The sequence below is a fragment of the Woeseia sp. D3-10 genome (assembly GCF_055809415.1).
In genome coordinates this window covers 2284863-2305815 of the sequence record NZ_JBVVTW010000007.1, presented here as the reverse complement: position 1 = coordinate 2305815, position 20953 = coordinate 2284863, and the positions used below count along the sequence as shown (strand labels likewise).

17 protein-coding genes are annotated in these 20953 nt (G+C 56.7%); 8 read left to right on the top strand and 9 right to left on the bottom strand.

The features are described from left to right. Positions 1-118 precede the first annotated feature (118 nt). Positions 119-1147 carry a PfkB family carbohydrate kinase gene (locus tag AC0L8N_RS10710; protein ID WP_473667642.1) on the bottom strand — a complete coding sequence of 343 codons (1029 nt, stop codon included), beginning with the start codon at positions 1145-1147 and terminating at the stop codon, positions 119-121. Beyond that, positions 1147-1794 carry a bifunctional 4-hydroxy-2-oxoglutarate aldolase/2-dehydro-3-deoxy-phosphogluconate aldolase gene (locus AC0L8N_RS10705; RefSeq protein ID WP_473667641.1) on the bottom strand — a complete coding sequence of 216 codons (648 nt, stop codon included), beginning with the start codon at positions 1792-1794 and terminating at the stop codon, positions 1147-1149. The genes AC0L8N_RS10710 and AC0L8N_RS10705 overlap by 1 nt, the downstream gene beginning before the upstream one ends. Positions 1795-1944: 150 nt before the next feature. Between AC0L8N_RS10705 and AC0L8N_RS10700 the strand changes: the two genes are divergently transcribed. Continuing rightward, complete coding sequence (locus AC0L8N_RS10700) at positions 1945-2691, top strand: IclR family transcriptional regulator (protein ID WP_473667640.1); 747 nt, start codon at positions 1945-1947, stop codon at positions 2689-2691. A 15-nt stretch (positions 2692-2706) separates the two neighbouring features. On the opposite strand, the gene AC0L8N_RS10695 is transcribed toward AC0L8N_RS10700, so the two are convergent. Then, positions 2707-4851, bottom strand: coding sequence for a tetratricopeptide repeat protein (locus tag AC0L8N_RS10695; protein WP_473667639.1), 2145 nt, complete (start codon positions 4849-4851; stop codon positions 2707-2709). 209 nt (positions 4852-5060) lie between these two features. On the opposite strand from AC0L8N_RS10695, the gene AC0L8N_RS10690 reads away from it, so the two are divergent. After that, entirely contained in the window at positions 5061-6731 is a 1671-nt protein-coding gene (locus AC0L8N_RS10690) for an alkaline phosphatase D family protein (protein WP_473667638.1), read from the top strand. Positions 6732-6973: 242 nt separating this feature from the next. Next, positions 6974-9340: an esterase-like activity of phytase family protein gene (locus AC0L8N_RS10685; protein ID WP_473667637.1), complete on the top strand. Its 2367-nt coding sequence runs from the start codon at positions 6974-6976 to the stop codon at positions 9338-9340. A 150-nt stretch (positions 9341-9490) separates the two neighbouring features. On the opposite strand, the gene AC0L8N_RS10680 is transcribed toward AC0L8N_RS10685, so the two are convergent. Beyond that, positions 9491-11899, bottom strand: a complete 2409-nt coding sequence (locus AC0L8N_RS10680) for a copper-transporting P-type ATPase (protein ID WP_473667636.1) — start codon at positions 11897-11899, stop codon at positions 9491-9493. 20 nt (positions 11900-11919) lie between these two features. Then, the gene (gene cueR, locus AC0L8N_RS10675) at positions 11920-12315 is read right to left on the bottom strand and encodes a Cu(I)-responsive transcriptional regulator (protein WP_473667635.1); all 396 of its coding nucleotides are present in this window, start codon (positions 12313-12315) and stop codon (positions 11920-11922) included. 351 nt (positions 12316-12666) lie between these two features. Between cueR and AC0L8N_RS10670 the strand changes: the two genes are divergently transcribed. Continuing rightward, a complete protein-coding gene (locus AC0L8N_RS10670; RefSeq protein WP_473667634.1) occupies positions 12667-14133 on the top strand; it encodes an amidohydrolase family protein in 1467 nt (488 codons plus the stop codon). 169 nt (positions 14134-14302) lie between these two features. Here AC0L8N_RS10670 and AC0L8N_RS10665 read toward each other — a convergent pair whose 3' ends face one another. After that, positions 14303-14908: a glutathione S-transferase family protein gene (locus tag AC0L8N_RS10665; protein ID WP_473667633.1), complete on the bottom strand. Its 606-nt coding sequence runs from the start codon at positions 14906-14908 to the stop codon at positions 14303-14305. Positions 14909-15020: 112 nt separating this feature from the next. Here AC0L8N_RS10665 and AC0L8N_RS10660 point away from each other — a divergent pair, with 112 nt between their 5' ends. Then, positions 15021-15740, top strand: a complete 720-nt coding sequence (locus tag AC0L8N_RS10660; RefSeq protein WP_473667632.1) for a helix-turn-helix transcriptional regulator — start codon at positions 15021-15023, stop codon at positions 15738-15740. A gap of 70 nt (positions 15741-15810) precedes the next feature. Here AC0L8N_RS10660 and AC0L8N_RS10655 read toward each other — a convergent pair whose 3' ends face one another. Beyond that, entirely contained in the window at positions 15811-16269 is a 459-nt protein-coding gene (locus tag AC0L8N_RS10655; RefSeq protein WP_473667631.1) for an Lrp/AsnC family transcriptional regulator, read from the bottom strand. A gap of 137 nt (positions 16270-16406) precedes the next feature. Here AC0L8N_RS10655 and AC0L8N_RS10650 point away from each other — a divergent pair, with 137 nt between their 5' ends. The 3 genes from AC0L8N_RS10650 (at position 16407) to AC0L8N_RS10640 (ending at position 17988) form a co-directional block, all read left to right on the top strand. Then, entirely contained in the window at positions 16407-16640 is a 234-nt protein-coding gene (locus AC0L8N_RS10650) for a hypothetical protein (protein WP_473667630.1), read from the top strand. Continuing rightward, positions 16637-16957: a hypothetical protein gene (locus AC0L8N_RS10645; protein WP_473667629.1), complete on the top strand. Its 321-nt coding sequence runs from the start codon at positions 16637-16639 to the stop codon at positions 16955-16957. The genes AC0L8N_RS10650 and AC0L8N_RS10645 overlap by 4 nt, the downstream gene beginning before the upstream one ends. Before the next feature lie 398 nt (positions 16958-17355). After that, entirely contained in the window at positions 17356-17988 is a 633-nt protein-coding gene (locus AC0L8N_RS10640) for a TetR/AcrR family transcriptional regulator (protein ID WP_473667628.1), read from the top strand. A 15-nt stretch (positions 17989-18003) separates the two neighbouring features. Here AC0L8N_RS10640 and AC0L8N_RS10635 read toward each other — a convergent pair whose 3' ends face one another. Then, positions 18004-19398 carry an aminotransferase gene (locus AC0L8N_RS10635; RefSeq protein WP_473667627.1) on the bottom strand — a complete coding sequence of 465 codons (1395 nt, stop codon included), beginning with the start codon at positions 19396-19398 and terminating at the stop codon, positions 18004-18006. Positions 19399-19419: 21 nt separating this feature from the next. Further along, positions 19420-20760 (bottom strand): glutamine synthetase family protein, encoded by a 1341-nt coding sequence (locus tag AC0L8N_RS10630; RefSeq protein ID WP_473667626.1) that lies wholly within the window; start codon positions 20758-20760, stop codon positions 19420-19422. Between the last annotated feature and the right edge of the window lie 193 nt (positions 20761-20953).

The following is a 20953-nucleotide window of genomic DNA, read 5'->3' as shown; positions in this document are numbered from 1 at the left end:
CTCGCCTTCGCGGGGCAAGGAATGCCGCAGGGGCCGGAGAGTTCGCTGGAGATCGCGTATCAGCGAACTCCAGCGACGACCGTGCAAAGGTCTTGGCGCCAACCTCACTCTTCGCAAATCAGCGTTGCACGCGCCCGGAGCCATCACCACCCATCAGGTGTTGCACCTCGGCAAGACTGACCCGATTGAAATCACCCTGAATCGTGTGCTTCAGGCAACTCGCTGCCACCGCGAACTCCAGCGATTGCTGCCGGTCTTCGTACAAATTCAAACCCGCAATCAACCCTGAAGCGAAGCTGTCGCCGCCGCCTACCCGGTCGACAATGTCGGTCAGTTCGTAGTGCTTTGACAAATAGAAACCGGCAGCATCACGCAGGCAGGCGGACCAGCCGTTGCGATCGGCGCTGCGGGATTCCCGCAAAGTGACAGCAATGGCTGACATGTCCGGAAACTCTTGCAGCACTTTCGCCGTCAATGCTTCGTACTTTTTGGTATCGAGCTCACCGCTATCGACGTTCACGTCGACGTGGATATCGAGGCACTTCTGGCAATCCTCTTCGTTGGCGATGCCAACATCGACATATTTGACCAGATCACGCATGACTTCGGGTGCTGTTTTGCCGTACTTCCACAATTTGCCGCGATAATTGAAGTCACAGGAGACGGTAAGACCCAGTTTCTTCGCTGCCCGACAAGCTTCCAGTGAAAGGTCCGCCGCACTCTGGCTCAGCGCAGGCGTTATGCCGGTGATGTGGAACCACTTTGCACCTTTCAATATCGCCTCCCAATCGAAGTCCCCGGGTGCTGCTTCGCAAATGGCCGAATGGGCACGGTCGTATACTACTTTCGAGGGGCGTTGATTTGATCCGGTCTCGAGAAAATAGATGCCAACACGATCACCTTGCCGGATCACGCCGGCTGTATTCACGCCGTGTTTGTGCAGTTCCCGAATCGCTGCAGTACCAATGTCATTGGCAGGCAGAGCCGATATGAAACCGGCATCAAGGCCATAGTTCGAGAGTGATACGGCAACGTTGGCTTCACCTCCACCAAAAGTCGCTTCCAGGTGCGGTGACTGGAAAAAACGCTCATGCTGAGGCGACTTCAGCCGCAGCATAATCTCGCCAAAACTCATGAATTCGGACATTACGCACCTCCCCTGGCTTTACGGGCTGTTTCTACAGCCGTTTTTGCGAGCGCGGTTACTTTTTCGAAATCACCTGCTTCGATAGCTGCGGCAGGAGTTAACCAGCTGCCACCGCAGGCCAGCACAGCTGGCACACTGAGGTAGTCCGCGAGATTATCGGGCGAAATGCCGCCCGTCGGCATGAAACGCATGGTGCGAAAGACGCTGGACAGCGCCTTCAATGCCGGAATACCGCCAGCGATAGAAGCGGGAAAGAATTTCACGACATCAAGACCAAGATTGAAAGCATGTTGCAGTTCGCTTGGCGTGACGATGCCGGGGTACACCGGAACACCGCGCTCGCGTGCAACCGCAACGACGCCATCGTCGAGCCCCGGAGAGACAATAAACCGTGCTCCCGCATCGACGGCAGCTTCGGCCTGCTTTGCGTTCAGAACTGTGCCAGCGCCTGCAATCATTTCCGGCACTTCGTCGGCGACCGCCTGCAAACATTCGAGCGCTCGGTCGGTACGGAATACGACTTCCGCTACCGTAAGCCCGCCGGCGGCCAACGCCCTTGAAATTTTGACGGCAGTCGCCGGATTGTCAGATTGCACCAGTGGCACAACCGGCACCGACTGCAGCGTATTGTTTATTTCGTCAGACACAGAACTCACTCCTCAGCAACGGCCCTCGATGGCATACAAGCGCTTCCGGGCCTCTTGACAAGTTCCAAATATGGAACTAAGTTTCTTTTTTATGCTGCTTTATCACTCTGCGCGCTGGCTTTGTCAAGCGCCTCGCAAGGACCCCAGGTTATGAGCGCCTTGAGCAAGGGATTCCAGATCATCGACGCCGTGACTTCCGCAGGCACCGCCGGCCTGCCGTTCGCCGCCATCGTCGAAACCACCGGCTTGCCTAAGGCCAGTACTCATCGATTGCTCCGCGAGCTCTGCGAACTTTCCGCACTCTCACTGGACGCGCAAACACGTCACTACCGCGGCGGTCTGCTGCTCGCGCGCATTGGCGCATCCGTAACCACGAACTACGACCTGCGACTTGCCGCACGTCCGTTTTTGCAAGCACTGCATGACCAGTTCGGTCATGTTGCGACGCTCGGGATACTTAGCAATGACACCGGCGTATACATCGACAAAATCGAAGCGAGCAGTTTTGGATTGCGCCTGCACTCGGAGGTCGGCAAGTCATTCCCTTTGCATTGCACGGCTATGGGGAAGGTCTTTCTGAGCCTGACAGATACCGCGACCGTGCGACGGGTGATCAGCCGAAAGCTGGAGTCGCACACACCGAACACCATTACTGATCCGAAAAAGCTGCGCCTCGAGCTAAGTCAGATTCGAGCTGACGGCTACGCCGTGGACAACGAAGAGATCACGCGCGGTTTTGTGTGCGTTGCCGCGCCGATTCTGGGCATCGACGGCGAAGTTGCCGGAGCCATGAGCTGCACATTCCCGAGTTACGTGATGGAAGAACGCGGCATACAAGCAGAAATCGATGCCGTGCGAGGATTCGCCGCACAGGCATCACTGGGTTCGCGCTCGTAACGCAGACCGTATTGGCTATTGCCTTACCTGGTAGTTCGCATCGAACGGCGGCAACTCCAGTATGCGCCGGTTGTAGTTGAGGTTATCCAGCATCGTCGCTTTGATGTCGGCGTAGCGCGGGTCACCCTGCAGCACAGCAAATTCGGGGTATGTGATGTCAGGATCCATCGCCGATGAAAGACCTTCATCAGCGGCCTCTTTCAGTCCGGCAAGCGCGCCCTCGACGTCGCCAGACATGGCAAGGTAGGAAGCCTGGCCAAGCGTGTACAAGGTATTGTTAACGCCATTGCTCTCCAGCACGTTCATCCAGGAATCCACCAGCTGCAGCGCTTCGTCTGCCCGGGCGTCGTTGCCCGTGCGACGATACGCCAGCGCGACTTGAATCATCAAACCGTAACCGGCGTCGTCGCCCGGGTTTTCGGCCGCAAACGCCTGCAATCCAGGCCAGCGTTCCTCGATGTAGTCAACCAGTTCCTTGTCCCGATTCTCCCGAACCAGCATGAAAAACAGGGAATACGGCTCGCCACCACCAGCATGCTCGTAGGCCAGCGCAATGGCCTCTTCCTTGCGACCGAGCTGGTACAAAGCATCAGGTCGGAAGTAGATCGAGCCCTCATTCAGCGCACGCTCTGCCTGCCCGGTGTCGATCAGACCGTAACTGAGATACAGCTGCTCCACACCGCTCATTGCACCGAGTTTCGCCGATTCCTCAAGTTGCTGCAGACCACGACCCGATTCTCCGGCGTATAGGTAGCTGGTAGCACGTGCCAGAAACAGACTGGAATGATCAGGGTCAAAGGCTTCAATGCGCTTCAGCAATTTATCTGCTTCGTCACTCAACCCAAAGGCATGAAACATCTGCATGGCGTTGCTGAAGGCGGGCCGGTACAGCGGATCTCGTTCCACGATATCCCGCAAGATGTCCAGCGCACTACGCAGCTGTCCGGTACTACGCAATGAGATTTGCAGCCAGTTGCTCGCGTCAATCATGTTCGGGTTGATTTCGAGTGCCTTGACCAGTGCATCCGTCGCCAACTCGCTATCTCTGTCGTAGTAGAGCCCCAACCCGGCCCAGGCTTCCGCCGACTCCGGCCCGAGACGCAGCGCTTCATCAATGTAACGTTTACCGCGGCGACGTGCTTCCTGATGCGGAATGTCTCCGTATTGTTGATCGGATGACAACATGGTCGCTATGCCCCGCTGAGCATAGGCGGGCGCATAATTCTCATCCTGACGAATGGCCTCATCGAGCTCTGCTATCGCTAGCTTGATCTCGGTACGTTCGCGCGAGTAAATGCGTTGCTTCGCGCGCAAGTACAATTCATACACTTCGGGAGTCGTACGCATGGCCTCGGCCAGCACTTCTTCCGCGCCGACCAGATGCGATTTGAGCTGCTTCAAAATCTCGTTCGCGATCTCATCCTGAATGGCAAACACGTCGGTCAGTTCACGATCGTAGGTTTCCGACCACAGATGAAAACCGTTGTCGACCTGGATGAGCTGGGCAGTAATTCGAACCTTCTCGCCAGACTTACGCACCGAGCCTTCGAGAATATGCTGCACGCCAAGTGAATCGCCGATCCGGCGCAGGTCGTCGTTCTGCCCCTTGAACGCAAAAGAGGACGTGCGGCCTGCCACTTTCAGCTCTTTGACCGAAGCCAGCGAGTTAAGAATTTCTTCGGTGATGCCGTCAGAGAAAAACTCCTGCTCAACATCAGAGCTCATGTTAACGAACGGCAGCACCGCGATTGAACGGTCGCGCTGCTCTTCCATTTTCGCCGCCACTGGCTCGACATCCGCAGGCGCCACAACAGCCGGTCGCATCTGACGCTCGACCAGCAACAACACAACAGCCAGCACCAGAAAGCCGGTGATGACGTAATTCAGTTTGCGTGCGGTGGTATTGGCAATGGACTCAGAACGGTCTACCTCGGATTCTTTCTTGATTCCCTCCGGCGTCATCTCGAACGCCCAGGCGAAGACCAGCGCGGGTATCAAACCGATGGCCAGGATGACAAACACCAGTTTCGGCGCCCAGGCGGGCAAGTCCAGCACCGGTGAAATAACGTCGACGACTTGCAGCAACACCCAGGAGGCTACGGCATACGCGATACCCACGCGAAAGACGTTTCGGCGCTTGAGTTCTTCGAATACTGGCACTGGGCTCCCCGGACGACTTCTTATTCTTCTGTCGCGATGGTACCAATTCCGGCGGTTCCATGGCTATTTACCTGCGTTGCGCTTCGCATCTGTTTGCCCCAAGCTCGGACACTCTGCCGACAGGGACCCTCGTGTACTTTGATTCCATTCAGCACCCCACCCATGCCCGACGTGGATACCCAAGAATCACTGTCGTAACGGAGCACGAAATGACCCGGAAATTTACTCGCAGAGAAGCGCTGCTAGGCGTCTCGGCATCGATGCTGCTACCCATTGCCTGCAGCCGGGCCAATAAGGCACCGACATCGGCCAGCAACGTAGCATTCCTACACGGGGTCGCCAGCGGCGACCCGGACAGCAACAGCGTCGTTATCTGGACGCGAGTCAGCAATGCAACGGGCGCTACTGATATTGATTGGCGGGTTGCAAGCGACGCCAACTTTACGAACGTTGTCGCAAACGGCAAATACGGCACCGACGCGGATCGCGACTACACGGTTAGAGTTGTTGTCGATAATTTGGAATCCGGCAAAGAGTACTTTTATCGGTTTGAGATCGACGGCAAGCGATCCCCTAGCGGCCGAACAAGAACATTGCCAACAGGTCATGTTGAACAGCTGGTTTTCGCGGCGGTTACCTGCTCAAACTATGCGTTCGGCTATTTTAACGCCTATAAAGCCATCGCGGACGATAACGACATCGAACTGGTCGTGCACCTCGGGGATTACATCTACGAACACGGCACGGATGCGTATGGCGGCGAAACCGGCCGACGTATCGGTCGCAACCACGAACCCGCGCACGAAACACTGGCGTTGGCGGACTACCGGCGCCGCTTTGCGCAGTACAAGACGGATACCGGTTCTATGGCGATGCATGCACGACACCCATTGATTGTGCTCTGGGACGACCATGAAACCGCGAACAACCCCTGGATGGGCGGCGCTGCAAACCATCAGGCGAATGAAGGCGACTGGGAAGCACGGCGAGCCGCAGCTTTGCAGGCCTTTTACGAGTGGCTGCCCGTCCGGGAACCGCCGCCTGGCGGTCGGCGCGAAGATTACTGGCGACACTATAAATTCGGCGATCTTGCGAGCCTGATAACACTGGAAGCAAGACACACCGGTCGCAGCCAGCAGATCGACAGTGACGATTACCTTCCCGACATCCATAGCCAGGCCGATGCAGAGAACTTTGTTAATGATGTGGTGCATGCACCGGGCCGGAGGCTGCTGTCCGACAAGATGAATCAGTTTCTGGCCGATGAACTCACCGAGTCAGTCAGCGCGCAGCGCCAATGGCGCATCATTGGCAATCAATCCGTGATGGCGAAACGCACAGCACCAAAACTGGATGAACCGTATTTCGCGGCGCTGAGAAACACGCTTGATAATGGCGCAAAGTCCATGCTGGACGGGCTGGTTAAGCACGGCGAATTCAACCTGCCACTCGATCTGGATTCATGGAATGGCTACCCGGGTGCGAGAGAGAGCTTCTATCAGATCAGCAAAGAAGCCGGCGTCCGCGACTTGCTGGTGCTCGCTGGCGATAGCCACAGTTTCTGGCAAGACGTATTGTACGACGACGCGGGCACAGCAATGGGCGTCGAGCTGGGTGCAACCGGTATCACCTCACCGCGTTCGCTGCTGGACTTAGGCCCGGACGGACTTGCACGTTTTGATGAGCTGAATGCCGCGAACAATGACGAAGTTGTGTGGACGGACGGACGGCACCGTGGCTACATTCGGCTGCAGATCGATCATGATCAAGTGCATGCCGACTTTGTGAGTGTGAGCAACGTCGAGTCGCGAGAGTTCGAGACAGAGATTGTTCGTTCAGTGGATATTGAAAGTAACGGCAGTACGCTACGGTACGTGTGAGGATTGCGGCTGCCGTGAAGGCTGCATAACAAACAGACGACCGATCTCTTTACCCGCGCATTTTAACTGAACCCCGGTTCGTCACGGCCGAAGTAAAACAGACGTTTCCCGCCTATCTCGACAGCGTTCGAACCGGCCGCACCACTGCCTGCAAGAAAATGGCAATACAACCTTAAACGGTTCGTCATCAAGCAGGCTTACGGTCCAAAGCTCGCTCTTTCAAATCCCAGGAGACCAGCTTGATGCGACCCATCACATCGGTACTGCTGTCTGTTGCTGTCACGTTATGCGTGAGTGCGACAGTACACGCCGGCCAGAAAACGAACGACAATCGAGGCTACAACGGCCACCACGACCGCTACAGCCATGACCGCGGGCATAGCTCGAAGAACATGAGCTTTCAACGGATAGCGACCGTCCCGAACTACGTCAACAATGACGAAATCGGGGACTCGACGGTTTCAGAAATCATTGCCGCAACCAAAGACGGCAAGACGCTGGTCTACACAGACGCCTCGACAGAATCCGTCGGCTTCATTCATATCAGCAACCCCCGGCAGCCGGTCTCTTTCGGCACGTTGAATGTCGGCGGCGAACCGACCTCAGTCGACATCCTCGGCAACCAGTTTGCCCTCGTCGCGGTAAATACTAGCCCCGACCTGCTTGCCCCAAGCGGCCAGCTGCACGTTGTCGATATTGCGCAGCGGAACATTGTCGCGACCCACGACCTTGGTGGGCAGCCCGATTCACTGAAAGTCAGTCCTGATGGACAGTACGCCGCAATCGTCATCGAGAACGAACGCGACGAAGAGATTAAAGTCAACGGTGAAGAAGGCGGTTTGCCGCAGCTGCCGGCAGGCTTTCTGTTGATCGTGGATATTGATGGCAAGCCTGCTGACTGGAACATCCGGCAGGTTGATCTGAGCGGATTGTCCCTGTACGCGCCTGCAGACCCGGAACCGGAATTTGTCGACATCAATGGCAACAACGAAGCCGTTGTGTCGCTGCAGGAGAACAACCACGTCGCGATTGTCGACCTCGCGAGTGGCGCCGTCACCAGCCATTTCTCAATGGGCACAGTCGATTTGTACAACGTCGATAACAATGAAGACGGCCTGATTTCCCTGACCGACTCCATTGCAGGTGTACCTCGCGAGCCAGACGCGATCAGCTGGATAGAGTTGCCGGACGGCAGCTACCGGATTGCGACAGCCAATGAAGGCGACTTGTTCGGTGGCAGCCGCGGCTTCTCCGTATTCGACCGGCAAGGCAGCATCGTGTACGACAGTGGCAACGAGTTCGAGAAGATTGCGGTTGCCCACGGGCACTACCCGGAGGACCGCTCCGAGAACAAGGGCGCAGAACCGGAATCGGTTGAGTTCGCCCGCTTTGGCCGTACCGATTACCTGTTTGTCGGTTCAGAACGAGGCAGTTTTGTCGCTGTTTATGAACTGAACAAGAAAGGCGAACCGAGCTTCCGACAGGTCCTGCCCGCGCCGCTGGGACCGGAAGGCGTACTGGCTATCCCTGATCGCGGTTTGTTGATTGCCTCAGGCGAGGAAGACGACCCACCGTATGGTGTGCGTTCGAGTGTCATGATCTATGAACTCCAGCGCGGCGAAGCAGATTACCCGCAACTGGTTTCCGGTCCGAATGCGGAAGGCCTGCCCATCGGCTGGTCTGCACTGTCCGGCATGGTTGCCAAGCCATGGAGCCGGAAGAACGAGCTGCTCGCTGTCTGGGATTCCTACTACAGCGAAGGTCGCGTGTTCACCATTGATGCATCCCGAGAGCCTGCCGTCATTACGAACGAGCTGCCAATCGTCGGCAACACGGTGGACATGGATAGCGAGGGCATCGCCGTTGCTCCGGATGGCACCTACTGGATCGCCAGCGAAGGAAACGCAACGGATACCCGGCCGAACACCTTGTTTCAGGTAGACCCGCAAACCGGATTGGTTATTCGCGAAGTTGGTCTGCCGGAAAATATCCTCGCCTGTCGTGCCGCCAGCACAACGCGCGGCACCTTAGGCTCTGGCTTTGAAGGCGTAGCCGTCAAGCGAGAGTGGTGGCGGGGGTACAAGCTTCTTGTTGCCCAGCAACGCGGCTGGAACTACACGACACCGGAGTGCGAGGCATTGGACGATGACCCGGACGGCCTTGACCCGGCAGAACCTGCGCAGACCCGTATCTGGATTTTCGATCCCCGCACCGGCGAATGGGACCACATTGCTTACGAGCTGGAAGACATAGGCGAGAATGCCAGCTGGGTAGGGTTGTCGGAAATTACCCAGGTTGGCGATGGCTCCTACCTGATCATCGAACGTGACAACCGCACCGGGGACTTCACGGAACTGAAGACCCTGGTCCGGGTACCGCTGCGGGCGGCTTACGATGGCGTGATCGAAAAGCACGAGAAAGCCGCATTCGACTTGCTGCCGGCAATGCAGCAATCCAACGGCTGGATTACCGACAAGCCGGAAGGCGTTGCCGTGACCCGTAATGGTCAGGTTTTCCTCGTAACGGACAATGATGGTGTTGAGGACTGGTCCGGGGAAACGTCGTTTCTGAATCTTGGACGGGTTTGGAAGCTGTTCAGGCGCCGATAATTTCCGACGCACCAACGTGTGAAGTGAGATGCAGCGGAGCGCTGACATCGCTCCGCTGCTTTTTTTTGACCGGGTTGTTGGTCTGCCCGGCACTTTCGTCTGGATTGCCATCACGGTGTTTTATGCCGCCGCTTGTCCCGCAAACGGCCATCAGATTTTCAGATTCCTCAGGCGCAACGCATTGCCTATGACCGACACCGAACTCAGACTCATCGCGGCGGCGGCAATCATCGGGCTAAGCAACAAACCAAATACCGGGTAGAGCACGCCGGCGGCAATCGGAATTCCGGCGGTGTTGTAGGCGAAAGCGAAGAACAGGTTCTGGCGAATGTTGCGCATCGTCGCCTGGCTAAGGGTACGGGCCTTGGCAACGCCCAACAGGTCGCCGCGAACCAGGGTTACGCCAGCACTTTCCATCGCCACATCGGTGCCCGTCCCCATCGCGATACCGACATCGGCCTGTGCCAGTGCCGGCGCATCGTTAATGCCGTCACCGGCCATTGCGACTATCGCACCGCTGGCCTGCAACTCGCGCACAACGCGATTCTTGTCTTCCGGCGAAACGTCCGCGTGCACTTCGTCGATGCCGGTCTGCCGTGCCACGGCTTCCGCCGTCGATCGGCTGTCGCCCGTCAGCATGACGACCTTCAATCCTGCCTTGTGCAACAACGCAATGGCTTCGTGGGTTGTACTCTTTATGGGGTCAGCAACACCGATGAGTCCTGCAGGCCGGCCATCTACCGCGACGAACATGACCGTCTTTCCATCACGGCGATGCCCTTCCGCGGAATCCGCCAACAGGGAGTCGTACGCACCCAGCCGCTTCATGTACTTGCTGTTACCGATTGCGACTACTTTATCGCCAACGCGAGCTTGCACGCCTTCCCCCGTGACCGACTCGAAGTCTTGGGCAGATTCAACGCTAAGGGAACGCGCTTCAGCACCTGCGAGGATCGCTTGCGCAAGCGGGTGTTCGCTCGCATTTTCCACGGCCGCCGCGAGGCTCAGCAGACGGTCGTCCGTATAAGCTTCTACAGGCTCGATCAATACCAGCGCGGGTTTGCCTTCGGTTAATGTGCCGGTCTTGTCGATGACGATCGTGTCAACTTTCTCCAGTGTTTCGAGCGCCTCGGCATTCTTGATAAGAATACCGTTCTGCGCGCCTTTGCCCGTACCGACCATGATCGACATCGGCGTTGCCAACCCAAGCGCACAGGGACAAGCGATGATCAGAACGGCGACCGCGTTGACAATGGCATATGCCATCGCAGGCGCCGGGCCCCAGATCGCCCAGACGACCAGCGTCAGCAAAGCAGCGACAACCACGGCAGGTACAAACCACGATGCAACCTGGTCGGCAAGCTTTTGAATGGGTGCTCGACTGCGTTGCGCTTCGGCAACCATGCGTACGATTTGTGACAACACGGTGTCGTCGCCCACTTGCGTTACTGTCATCACGAAGCTGCCAGTGCCGTTGACCGTGCCACCGATCAGTTTGTCGCCTTCTTGTTTTTCAACAGGCAGCGGTTCGCCACTGATCATGGATTCGTCGACGGCACTGCGCCCGTCTTTCACACTGCCATCGACGGGTACTTTCTCGCCCGGCCGCACACGCAGCAGATCGCCGATGGACAGCTCATCGAGAGACACTTCTTCCTCGTTGCCATCGGCGCCGATCCGGCGCGCCGTTGGCGGAGCGAGTTCGAGCAATGCGCGGATAGCGCCGGATGTCTGGCTCCGCGCCTTCAGTTCCAATACCTGGCCTAAGAGCACGAGGGTCGTGATCACTGCCGCCGCCTCGTAATACACCGCGACTTCGCCAAACGCGTTACGGAAAGCGGACGGAAAAACACCCGGCACTACCGTTGCCACCAGCGAGTACACGAACGCCACGCTAACGCCGAGCGCTATCAGTGTGAACATGTTCAGGTTCATGGTTCGCAGCGACTGCCAGCCGCGCGCAAAGAACGGCCAGCCACCCCACAACACCACGGGGGTTGCCAGTATGAACTGCCCCCACTGCCGCCAGGCGACCGGCACCAGGTGCTCAAGCGGCTGTCCCGGGATCATGTCACCCATCGCATAGATAAACAGAGGCAGGGTCAGAATCGTGCTGACCCAGAACCGTCGCGTCATGTCATCGAGTTCGCTGGTGTCCTCCTCCTCACTGACCATCACGGACTCAAGCGCCATGCCACAGATCGGGCAGCTACCGGGCTCGTCCTCCATAATCTCCGGGTGCATCGGGCAGGTGTACTGTTTCTTCTTACCGGCCGGGGTTGTCTTCTCCAATGCCATGCCGCACTTCGGGCAACTGCCGGGCTTGTCGGACTCAACTTCCGGGTGCATCGGACAGGTGTATTTCGCGCTGGTCGGCGCGAGGAAATTCTTTTCCAGCGCCATACCGCATAGCGGGCAGCTGCCGGGTGCGTCCGCCTCAACTTCCGGGTGCATCGGGCAGATGTATTGCGCACTGGTCGGCGCGGCCGATTGCTGTTTTGGGGCCGTGCCGCATTTGTGGCAACTGGTGGCCGTTTCAGATTCGTTTGCGGGGTGCATAGGTCAGCTCCAAAGTCGGTTTAGCAGGTGCTCTTTTCCAATTCTTCAAGGATTGGGCATTCGGGGCGGTTACTTCGGTGACAACGATCCGCGAGGTCGGTCAGCGCGCTTACCATCGCCTGCAGTTCACTGATCTTGCCGTTGAGCTCATTAATGTGTTCGCGTGCGATCTCCCTGACGGACGCATTGCTGCGGCCCTTGTCGTGCCAAAGCTCCAACAACGTCGAGATTTGCGGCATCGCAAAACCCAGCCGCCGGGCGCTGCGGATGAACCGCAAGGTGTGGATATCGGCGGCCTCGTACTGCCGATAGCCGGCTTCGCTGCGGCCGGTGGCAGGTAACAGCCCAATTTCCTCGTAGTAGCGAATGCGTTTCGCCGATAAACCTGTAGCGGCGGCGGCCTGACTGATCTTCATCGCCTCATTCCTCTTTCATTGCCAATAACCGTGAAACGTAGCGTTATCGTAGACCTTCCCATTATGGGAAGGTCAAGATCTAAATTCGTCGCCGTGCATTGGCGACCTTGTCAGCGCGCGGAACACGAGTACTCCAGCTGCCTGCGGCCGAACCAGGCGCAGCCATATTGCTGCCCGCACCCCTGACAGGACGCATTCGACCTCACAGCCTGTGTCGCAGTACTCTATGAACTGCACACATTCAGGTTGCATTGCAGGCAGTCCCACGTCTGTGCGATGCAGATATTCATGCACTGCGATGACCGAAATCTCGCGTAATTTGCTAACCAGCGGCTACGTCAGGAGCGCTCTGTGGCCCGAATCACTTGCATCGTTACGATTCTCAACCTGGCGTTCTCGTCAGCATGCGCGATTGAGTACGACGTTGTGATCAACAATGGGCGGGTTATTGACCCGGAAACACAGCTTGATGCGATCCGGCATGTTGGAGTCAAAGACGGCCGGATACTCGCTGTCTCCGAACTGCCGCTTATCGGCAAAAACCTGATCGACGCCAGAAACAAAGTGGTGTCGCCGGGTTTTATTGATCGCAATACCTATGACCTTGGCATGGATCTGTTTCGGCTGCGCAGCGCTGATGGCGTAACAACCACTTTCAATCTTGAAGAAGGGGCAATTGACGTCGCCGAGGCTTACTCAGCACTTGATGGAACGGCGATAATCAACTTTGGTTTCTCGAGCAGCGAAGGGGCGGCACGCAGCAAGGTCGCATATGAGGGCGAGATTGAGGTCCGGAAGGGTATCGCTTACTTGCCCAGCGAGTTACGGCAATCTGATGTTTCGAAGATTGAGAACCATGCGATGACTCAGCAGGAGTTCTCTCAAGTTCTCGAAGTCGTCGAAGCCGGGCTGAAAGCCGGCGCACCAGCTGTAGGAATTGGTCCCGAGTACTTCCCCGCGTCAACCAACAACGAGGTTCTTGAAGTCTTCAGACTGGCCGCAAAGTATGGGCGCAGCACGCAAATTCATCTGCGGGCGTGGGACCCACTAACCGACCACGATGCGATGTACGAGGTAATCGCGGGATCGATTATCACTGGCGCATCAATACACATCAGCCATCTCAACTCCGTATCTGCCGAGTACATCGATATCTATCTTGATTTTTTGGATCGAGTATCGGCACGCGGTCTTCCCATTACAACGGAGTGTTACCCGTATACGGCAGGAAAAACCAGTATTCAAGCGGCAATGTTCGACACATGGCGCGAATGGCCGGACGACCGCTTCAGGCAATACCAGTGGGCAGCAACGGGCGAGAGGCTTACGCGGGCTACCTTCGAAAAATATCGCGAAGAAGGCGGTTGGGTAATCATCCACTGGATGCGGGAAGAGTGGATTAGAAAATGCATTGCCCATCCGCTGACCCAGATTGCGTCGGATGGCGGCTGGGACGACGGCGAAACACATCCCAGAGTTGCGGGCACGCACACTCGAGTTCTCGGGAAGTACGTTCGTGACGAGCAGCTGCTGGAACTTCCCCAAGCAATAAGAAAGATGACTTTACTGCCCGCTTTGTCGTTGCAGGATGCGGTGCCACAAATGGCCCGTAAGGGTCGCCTGCAAGTCGGCATGGATGCCGACATAGTGGTATTTGATCCCGCAGTGGTGATTGACAGGGCGACTTACGAGGAACCACTGCTAGCGCCGTACGGTATAGAAGTCGTCATGGTGAACGGTGTCGTGATTAGACAGAACGGCGATTTCGTACAAGGTGTTTTTCCGGGTCAGGCTATTCGGGCCGACCTGATCGAGTAATCTGGCAGCGAAGTTACAACGGCTAGCTCAGACTAGCCGACATTATTCGTGATTACCGGGTCCAGGCGGTGGCTGCGAACATCGGCATCACGGATTGCGCGGCCGTTACTGCAAGCAGATACCGAGGTGTCGCAAGGCTCTGACCGATCACCCAAGGCGTGTGCGTATTTTAGCTGGGCAGCGATTTGGCGAACCCCGGAATCAGCGACAGGCGCTGGTACCACGCCTCTACCACGGGGTGATCCATTGTCATCTCCGCAAGCAGCAACTGGGTGAGGTTCGACCCTACTGACAGGTCTGCGATAGTGGGTTTACTGCCTGCCAGATAGTCGCTGTTCGATAGGGTGCCAGCGAGAATGTCCGCAAGCTCGACCATTTGCGATTCGCCTCGTGCGATAGCGGACGTATCCGCGTCAGCCCCCAAGAACACTTTATTGAAGACGATATCCATCACCGGTTGTGCCAGCCGGCACTGATTCCAGTCCAGCCATTGGTCCACGACTGCCCGCGTTTCGGGGTCCGCCGGGTACCAATCGATCAGCGCATTCTTATTGCAGACGTACCGGAGTATCGCGTTCGACTCGTGAATTTTCAGCGTGCCATCGATCAGGGTGGGCACCTGATGGTTCGCGTTCACCGCCAGGTACTCGGCTCGCATGTGAGCGCCTTCATTCAGCGCAACATGCTGAATTTCATACGGTATTGCTGCCTCATCAAGCAGTGCGGTGACGCGCCGTGCGTGCTGGGAAAACGGGTGGTGGTAGAGCGTGATCATGGCGGCATTCCTGGTCAGGTGGGCACAGGAGTAGCATCCGATACCCCTCCTGACAGCGTGTTGTCAGCAGACTGTCAGTAAGCTACACAGTACTGAATGAGGGAGTGGCGCCATGCGCAGAGCCGATCGACTGTTTCGAATTGTTGAATACCTTAAAGCGCGACAACGAGCCGTGACGGCGGGCTGTCTGGCCGCCGAACTGGACGTCAGTGTCCGTACGGTTTATCGAGACATCGCCGATCTTTGCGCCGCCAATGTGCCCATCATTGGCGAAGCCGGCATAGGCTACGTACTGGATCGCGCCTACACCGTACGGCCGCTGGTCTTCGATGTCGAAGAACTCGATGCGCTGGCACTTGGCGCACAGATGGTAGACAGCTGGGGTGACCGGGACATTGCACGTGCGGCACAGCGCGCGATCGACAAGATAACGGTCGTGTTGCCAGCGCCGTTGCGTGCCGAAATACTGCAAACCGCATTGTTCTCGCCAGCCAGTCGGGCCAAAGCAACAATTACGATCGATTTCTCTTCGCTGCGACGCGCCATTCGAACGCGCAATAAGGTGACGTTTAACTATCAGGCGCTGAGCGGCGCGAAAACAACGCGGACGGTGCGGCCACTTTGCCTCGCTTTTTTCGGGCCCGTCTGGTTGCTCGCCGCCTGGTGCGAAACGCGTCAGGACTTTAGAAACTTCCGGCTCGACCTTATGAGCCGGCTGGTCATCCTTCCTGAGCACTTTGTTGACGAGAAAGGCAAACGGCTGATTGATTACCAGCGGTGTCAGCTTGAAGACGCTAGCGGTGAGCAGTGCACGCAAACTGAAACGCGGTAGTCGGGACTTCAGCCGAACCGGTCAGATACCAGAGTCGGCCTGACCGCCGCATCGCCGGGCACTTTCTCGACTAGATAGGCAAGGCCCCGGTCCGTTTGATTTCAGACAAGGCGATTGTCGAGGTGATTTCCTGCACGCCGGGTAACTGAGACAGACTCTCGAAAAAGAAACGCTCGTAGGCTTCGATGTCTTTGGCAACGATCCTCAGCAGAAAATCGACGCTGCCCATCAGTACGTAGCATTCGAGTACTTCGGGAAATTTCTGGACGGCTTCCGAGAACGCCGCCACGTTCGCTCGGCCCTGAGTACTCAACTTCACCTGCGCGAAGATCATGGCCTGGAACCCGGCTTTCTTGCGATCCAGGGTAACGAACTGATCAGGGATGAGTCCTTCGTCGCGAAACCGCTGAATGCGGCGCCAGCAGGTCGCCTGCGACGCCCCGACGCGCTCGCCGATCACGGCGGCGGTGATATCGGGCTCGGACTGCAAAAGTCGGAGGATCTTGAGGTCAATGTTGTCGAATTCCATAGGTCGGTTATTTTATACAGTTAAACTGGGATTTCCGCATTAATTATTCCACTTTGTGGCAATTTAAGCGGATTCTGATAAGAAAATTCGCCTTCTGACGGTTACTCTATGCGTAACATACGACTGAGGGAGCAGGCATGAATGTCGAGAAGCCGGACCGGAATCGCCCCGTCGGTTTTCGCAATCACACGGGAATGGTTCGTTATAACGAGTCCGCGACCGGGTTGACGACATCAACGACTTCGCGCCCGGCAACCCTCAATCCCAATACTGCCCGCGCGGTTCGGTGGCATTTCCGCAATGAATCGGCAGCAACACCGACGCATCATAGTGCAGCTTCGTCACAATCGCTGGCAGAGGATCACGCATGACACTGTCCGCCGGCGTCGCTGTGCAGCAGGACGTGTACTCCACAGCGCCGCGCACTCAATCAGCAACGCCGGATCACCTTGCTGCGCAACTCACAGTACACCTCGCTGTCGAGAATTCGCCTATGTCACTCTGCCGGGTTTTCGGGCTTGTAGGCACTGTATCCATCGTGCCCGAATCGTCCGCTACCGCAATCAGGGACAATAACCTTGTGGAAGTGCAGCTCGCTTTCGCAGCGGAAGATCCACGAAAAATCGACCTGCTTTGCCGCAAGCTTAGCCAGCTTACTGAGACCGTATCGATACACGTTGACAAGTAGTTGCGCCGGGTCACGTAAGTACGGGCAGAACAAATGCTCACCACACCGGGCTCTCCGAGTCCTTCATGCGATTGAAGCCTGGTTAGCCCGCATTCGTCTTTGTCATTTAAACCAGCAACCGCGACAGAGCCAGAGCGCCAAAATAGAGAATGGAGCCGGAGGAGCAGGCCTTACCCGGTTCGGAAATACTTACCCTGGCCAAGCGATTCGATCGTCGAAAGTCGGCGAACACCCGCGACAAGTCACGCTCCGACTGTTCAATAGCAGCGGTTATCGAACGGCGCCGCTCGACTCGCGAATCGCAACCACAATCGACGGCGGCGTCTTCACTAACTTGCTAATATGGACCAACTTTCGATCAGCTTCGTACTGGTCTACTGGAACTGCGGCAGAGTCAGATGGGCAAAGAAAAGACTACCGGGGTCGTTCGAACCGAGTTGACCAGCAAGGGAAGCCGACGGGTCAACCAAATTCTCGAGGCGTCGTCTGCCATTATTGCCCAGAACGGCTTTCGGGCGTTGAACAAGCGCAGCGTGGCCAGCTGGCTCAGCATAAGTGACGGCAATGTCAGCTACTATTTCCCAACCAAGGAATCTCTGTGGCTGGCTGTTATCGACCATGAACTCTCCGAGTACTACCGGAGACATCATCCTGAGTCCGATACAATCGACGACGATCCACAGGCGGCATTCGATGACTACGTCAGTCGCTGGATAGACGAATACCAGGACCCGACCGTGCGCGTGTTTTTCTCGCAGATAATTTCAGTCGCCGAGTCCAGCAGTCGCATCGCCAGCAAACGCGATGAAATCTACGAGTCTTTTACGCAAGCGCTGCTCGGCTTCGCCCGCCGCCTGGAACCGGATGTCCCGGCGAAAGAACTGGAACGACGTGTACTGACGGCCATTGCGGTCCTCGAAGGCCTGCACACCGTTTCGGCGTTCAGGCCAACACTCTTTGCGGACGATTCACGGTACAAGCTGCGAATTGTTTCGCTCGTCAATTCAATCGTGCGCGGCAAAGCCAGCTGAACTATTGGTAACTATTCAGCCGCGGACGCCAAACTTGTCGCGCGCGGTATCGAGTGCGGCCACCAGCCGCTCAATGAGAAGGTCGATCTCGTCGTTTGTACAAACGAATGGCGGTGCCGAAATAATTGAGTCGCCAACGGTTCTTACCATCAAGCCGTTCTCGATCGCACTGTCCCTTGCGAATTGCGCTCCAACACCATCCGGCCCAAGACGCTCTTTCGAGTCCTTGTTCTTGACCAACTCAAACGCCGCCAGCATCCCTTGCGTTCGGACCTCGCCAACAATGGCGTGCTCGGACAGCTCCTGACAGCGTTGCCGGAAGTAGGGTCCGAGGCGTTCCTGAGTGTCCTCCAAAATGCCGGAGTCACGTAGCAAACCTATCGTCGCGATGCCCGCAGCGCAAGCCGCCGGATGGCCGCTGTAGGTGAAACCATGTGCGAACTCACCGTCACTCGTAGTGATGACATCCGCTACTTTATCGCTGACCGCGACACCACCCAATGGCTGAAAACCATTGCTGACGCCCTTGGCGAACGTAATCAAATCCGGCTTCATGCCGTAGGTCTCGCAGCCGAACCATTTGCCGGTGCGACCAAACCCACAGATCACTTCGTCACTGATCAGCAGGATGTCGCGCTCGTCACAGATCCGCTGAATCTCCGGCCAGTACGTTGCCGGCGGCACAATGACACCGCCTGCGCCCTGAATAGGTTCGGCAATGAACGCGGCGACATTCTCTTCACCCAGCTCGTCGATCTTGGTCTCAAGGGCACGCGCTGCGATTACGCCATATTCTTCGGGCGTATGGTCGCCACCGTTTTCGAACCAGTAGGGTTGCTCAATGTGCTCGACGTAAGTGAGACCCGTAATTTGCTTGTGCATGGCAGACATGCCACCGAGGCTCGACGCTGCAATCGTACTGCCATGGTAGGCATTTTTGCGACTGATAAAGATCCTCTTCTGCGGCTGATCCAGAATATCGAAGTAGCGGTGCACAAGCCTTATGTTGGTATCGTTTGCTTCTGACCCCGAATTGGTGAAGAAGAAACGATTGAACCCCGTCGGCATAACGTTCGCGAGTTCGGCAGCAAGCGTAATTGCGGCTTCATTCGAACAATTGAAGAAACTGTTGTAGTAGGGCAGCGTCTGCAGTTGCTCGGTAATAGCGGCGACAATCGAAGGCTGGCTGTAACCCAAATTGCAGCACCACAAGCCAGACATTCCATCCAGGATTTTCTTGCCAGTCGCATCATGGATATAAATGTGTTCCGCGCTAGATACAACCCGTCCACCTTTGTTCGCGTATTGCTGCAGATCCGTGAAGGGATGCAGGTGGTGCATTCGATCAAGATCGCGGAAATTGCTGGCGCCGTTCGAGGCTGCCGGCTGCAGCGGCTTGTTGGTACTCATGATACTTCTCCCATTTCGGAACTACGCAGAATGCAGATACCACTCGATATCCACGGCCGGAACCCGGCGTTGGAATTCGGCAAATTCCGCGCGTTTGATGATGGACAGCAGCGTTTGAAATTCTGTCCCGATGTAGTTTTTGGCCCATCGGCTGCTGTTGAATTCATTGATCGCCGTTAGCCAATCGGTCGGCAGGCTGGTTTCGCACTGAGTTGCCGCATCGCCTTCAAACGGGGGCTGCGGTTGCTCGCGTACATCGAGCCCGTACAAAATTCCTCCCAGGACGGCGGCCATGGCCAGGTAGGGGTTGCAATCGGCACCCGGAGTGCGGTGTTCGATGCGGGTGGCTTCCGCTGATCCAGCAGGTATTCGTAAGGCAACCGAACGATTGTTGTAACCCCAACTTGGCGACATAGGGACGTACGAGCCTTCCTGATAGCGCCGAAATGAGTTCGCATTCGGGGCGAATAGCAACATCGCTTCCCGCATGGTTTTCTGCAGACCCGCGACCGCGAACTTCATTGTTTCGGGTTCGACCTGGAATCGATTGACTCCTTTATCGTCGGGCAGGCTGATATGGATGTGAGATCCTGAACCGGACAGGTGTTCAAACGGCTTGGCCATAAACGTGGCAAGCATCCCGTGTTGTTTCGCGGCACGACGAACAATACGTTTGAGATAGATTGCATCGTCGCAGGCGGCAAGCGGATCGTCCGTGTGCCGCAAATTGATCTCGTACTGGCCAGGCGCGTACTCAGCCGACGCGGCTGAGGCAGGCACCGATTGCAATGCCGCGGCTTCGCGTACGGATTCAATGAACGGTCCGACATCATCGAGATCATCCAGACTCAGAACCTGCGTTTGCTTTGTGGTGGTACCGCTGACCGGGTCGAGCAACAGAGATGGCATACCGTTGGGCTCGAGCCGATTCCGGACCAGGTAGAACTCCAGCTCGATCGCCACAGTGGGTTTGAGTCCGCGCTCATGAAACTTTGCAATGATATTGCGGAGTACCTGACGCGAACTTGCCTCGTTCGCCCCTCCCTCATTGTTCTGCATATCCAGCATGCACAGAGCGGCACGGTTGTTGCTGCCGGGAACGAGGCGCAAGGTTGTCGGGTCCGGAAAACAAAGCCGGTCCTGATCACCGGACTCTATACCCAATCCTGTTCCGGGCACCGTATGTCCACAGATATCCGAAGCATAAAGTGATTGTGGCAACAGGACGCCGTTGACCATGGCGTCCGTGATTTCATCGGCTGGCAGGCGCTTGCCGCGCAAACACCCATTGGCGTCCACAATCATCAGATCCAGGGAATCGAGTTGCGGGTTGGCCGCGAAAAAGTCGTTGGCTGTCGACATGAAGAATTTAGCCTATCTGGGCAAGAATAGCTGCATTCTATCCACGAATGAACGAAATTGACAATGGCGAGGGAGGTGTACGCGGCAGAATCAGGCGCGAATACCGGGCGAAAACCCGTTAAAAGCAGCCTGCTCGCTCAGCGCAAAAGCACCCGCTACGCGTAATCGACTGAGCCGGGATGCGCCCCGAATC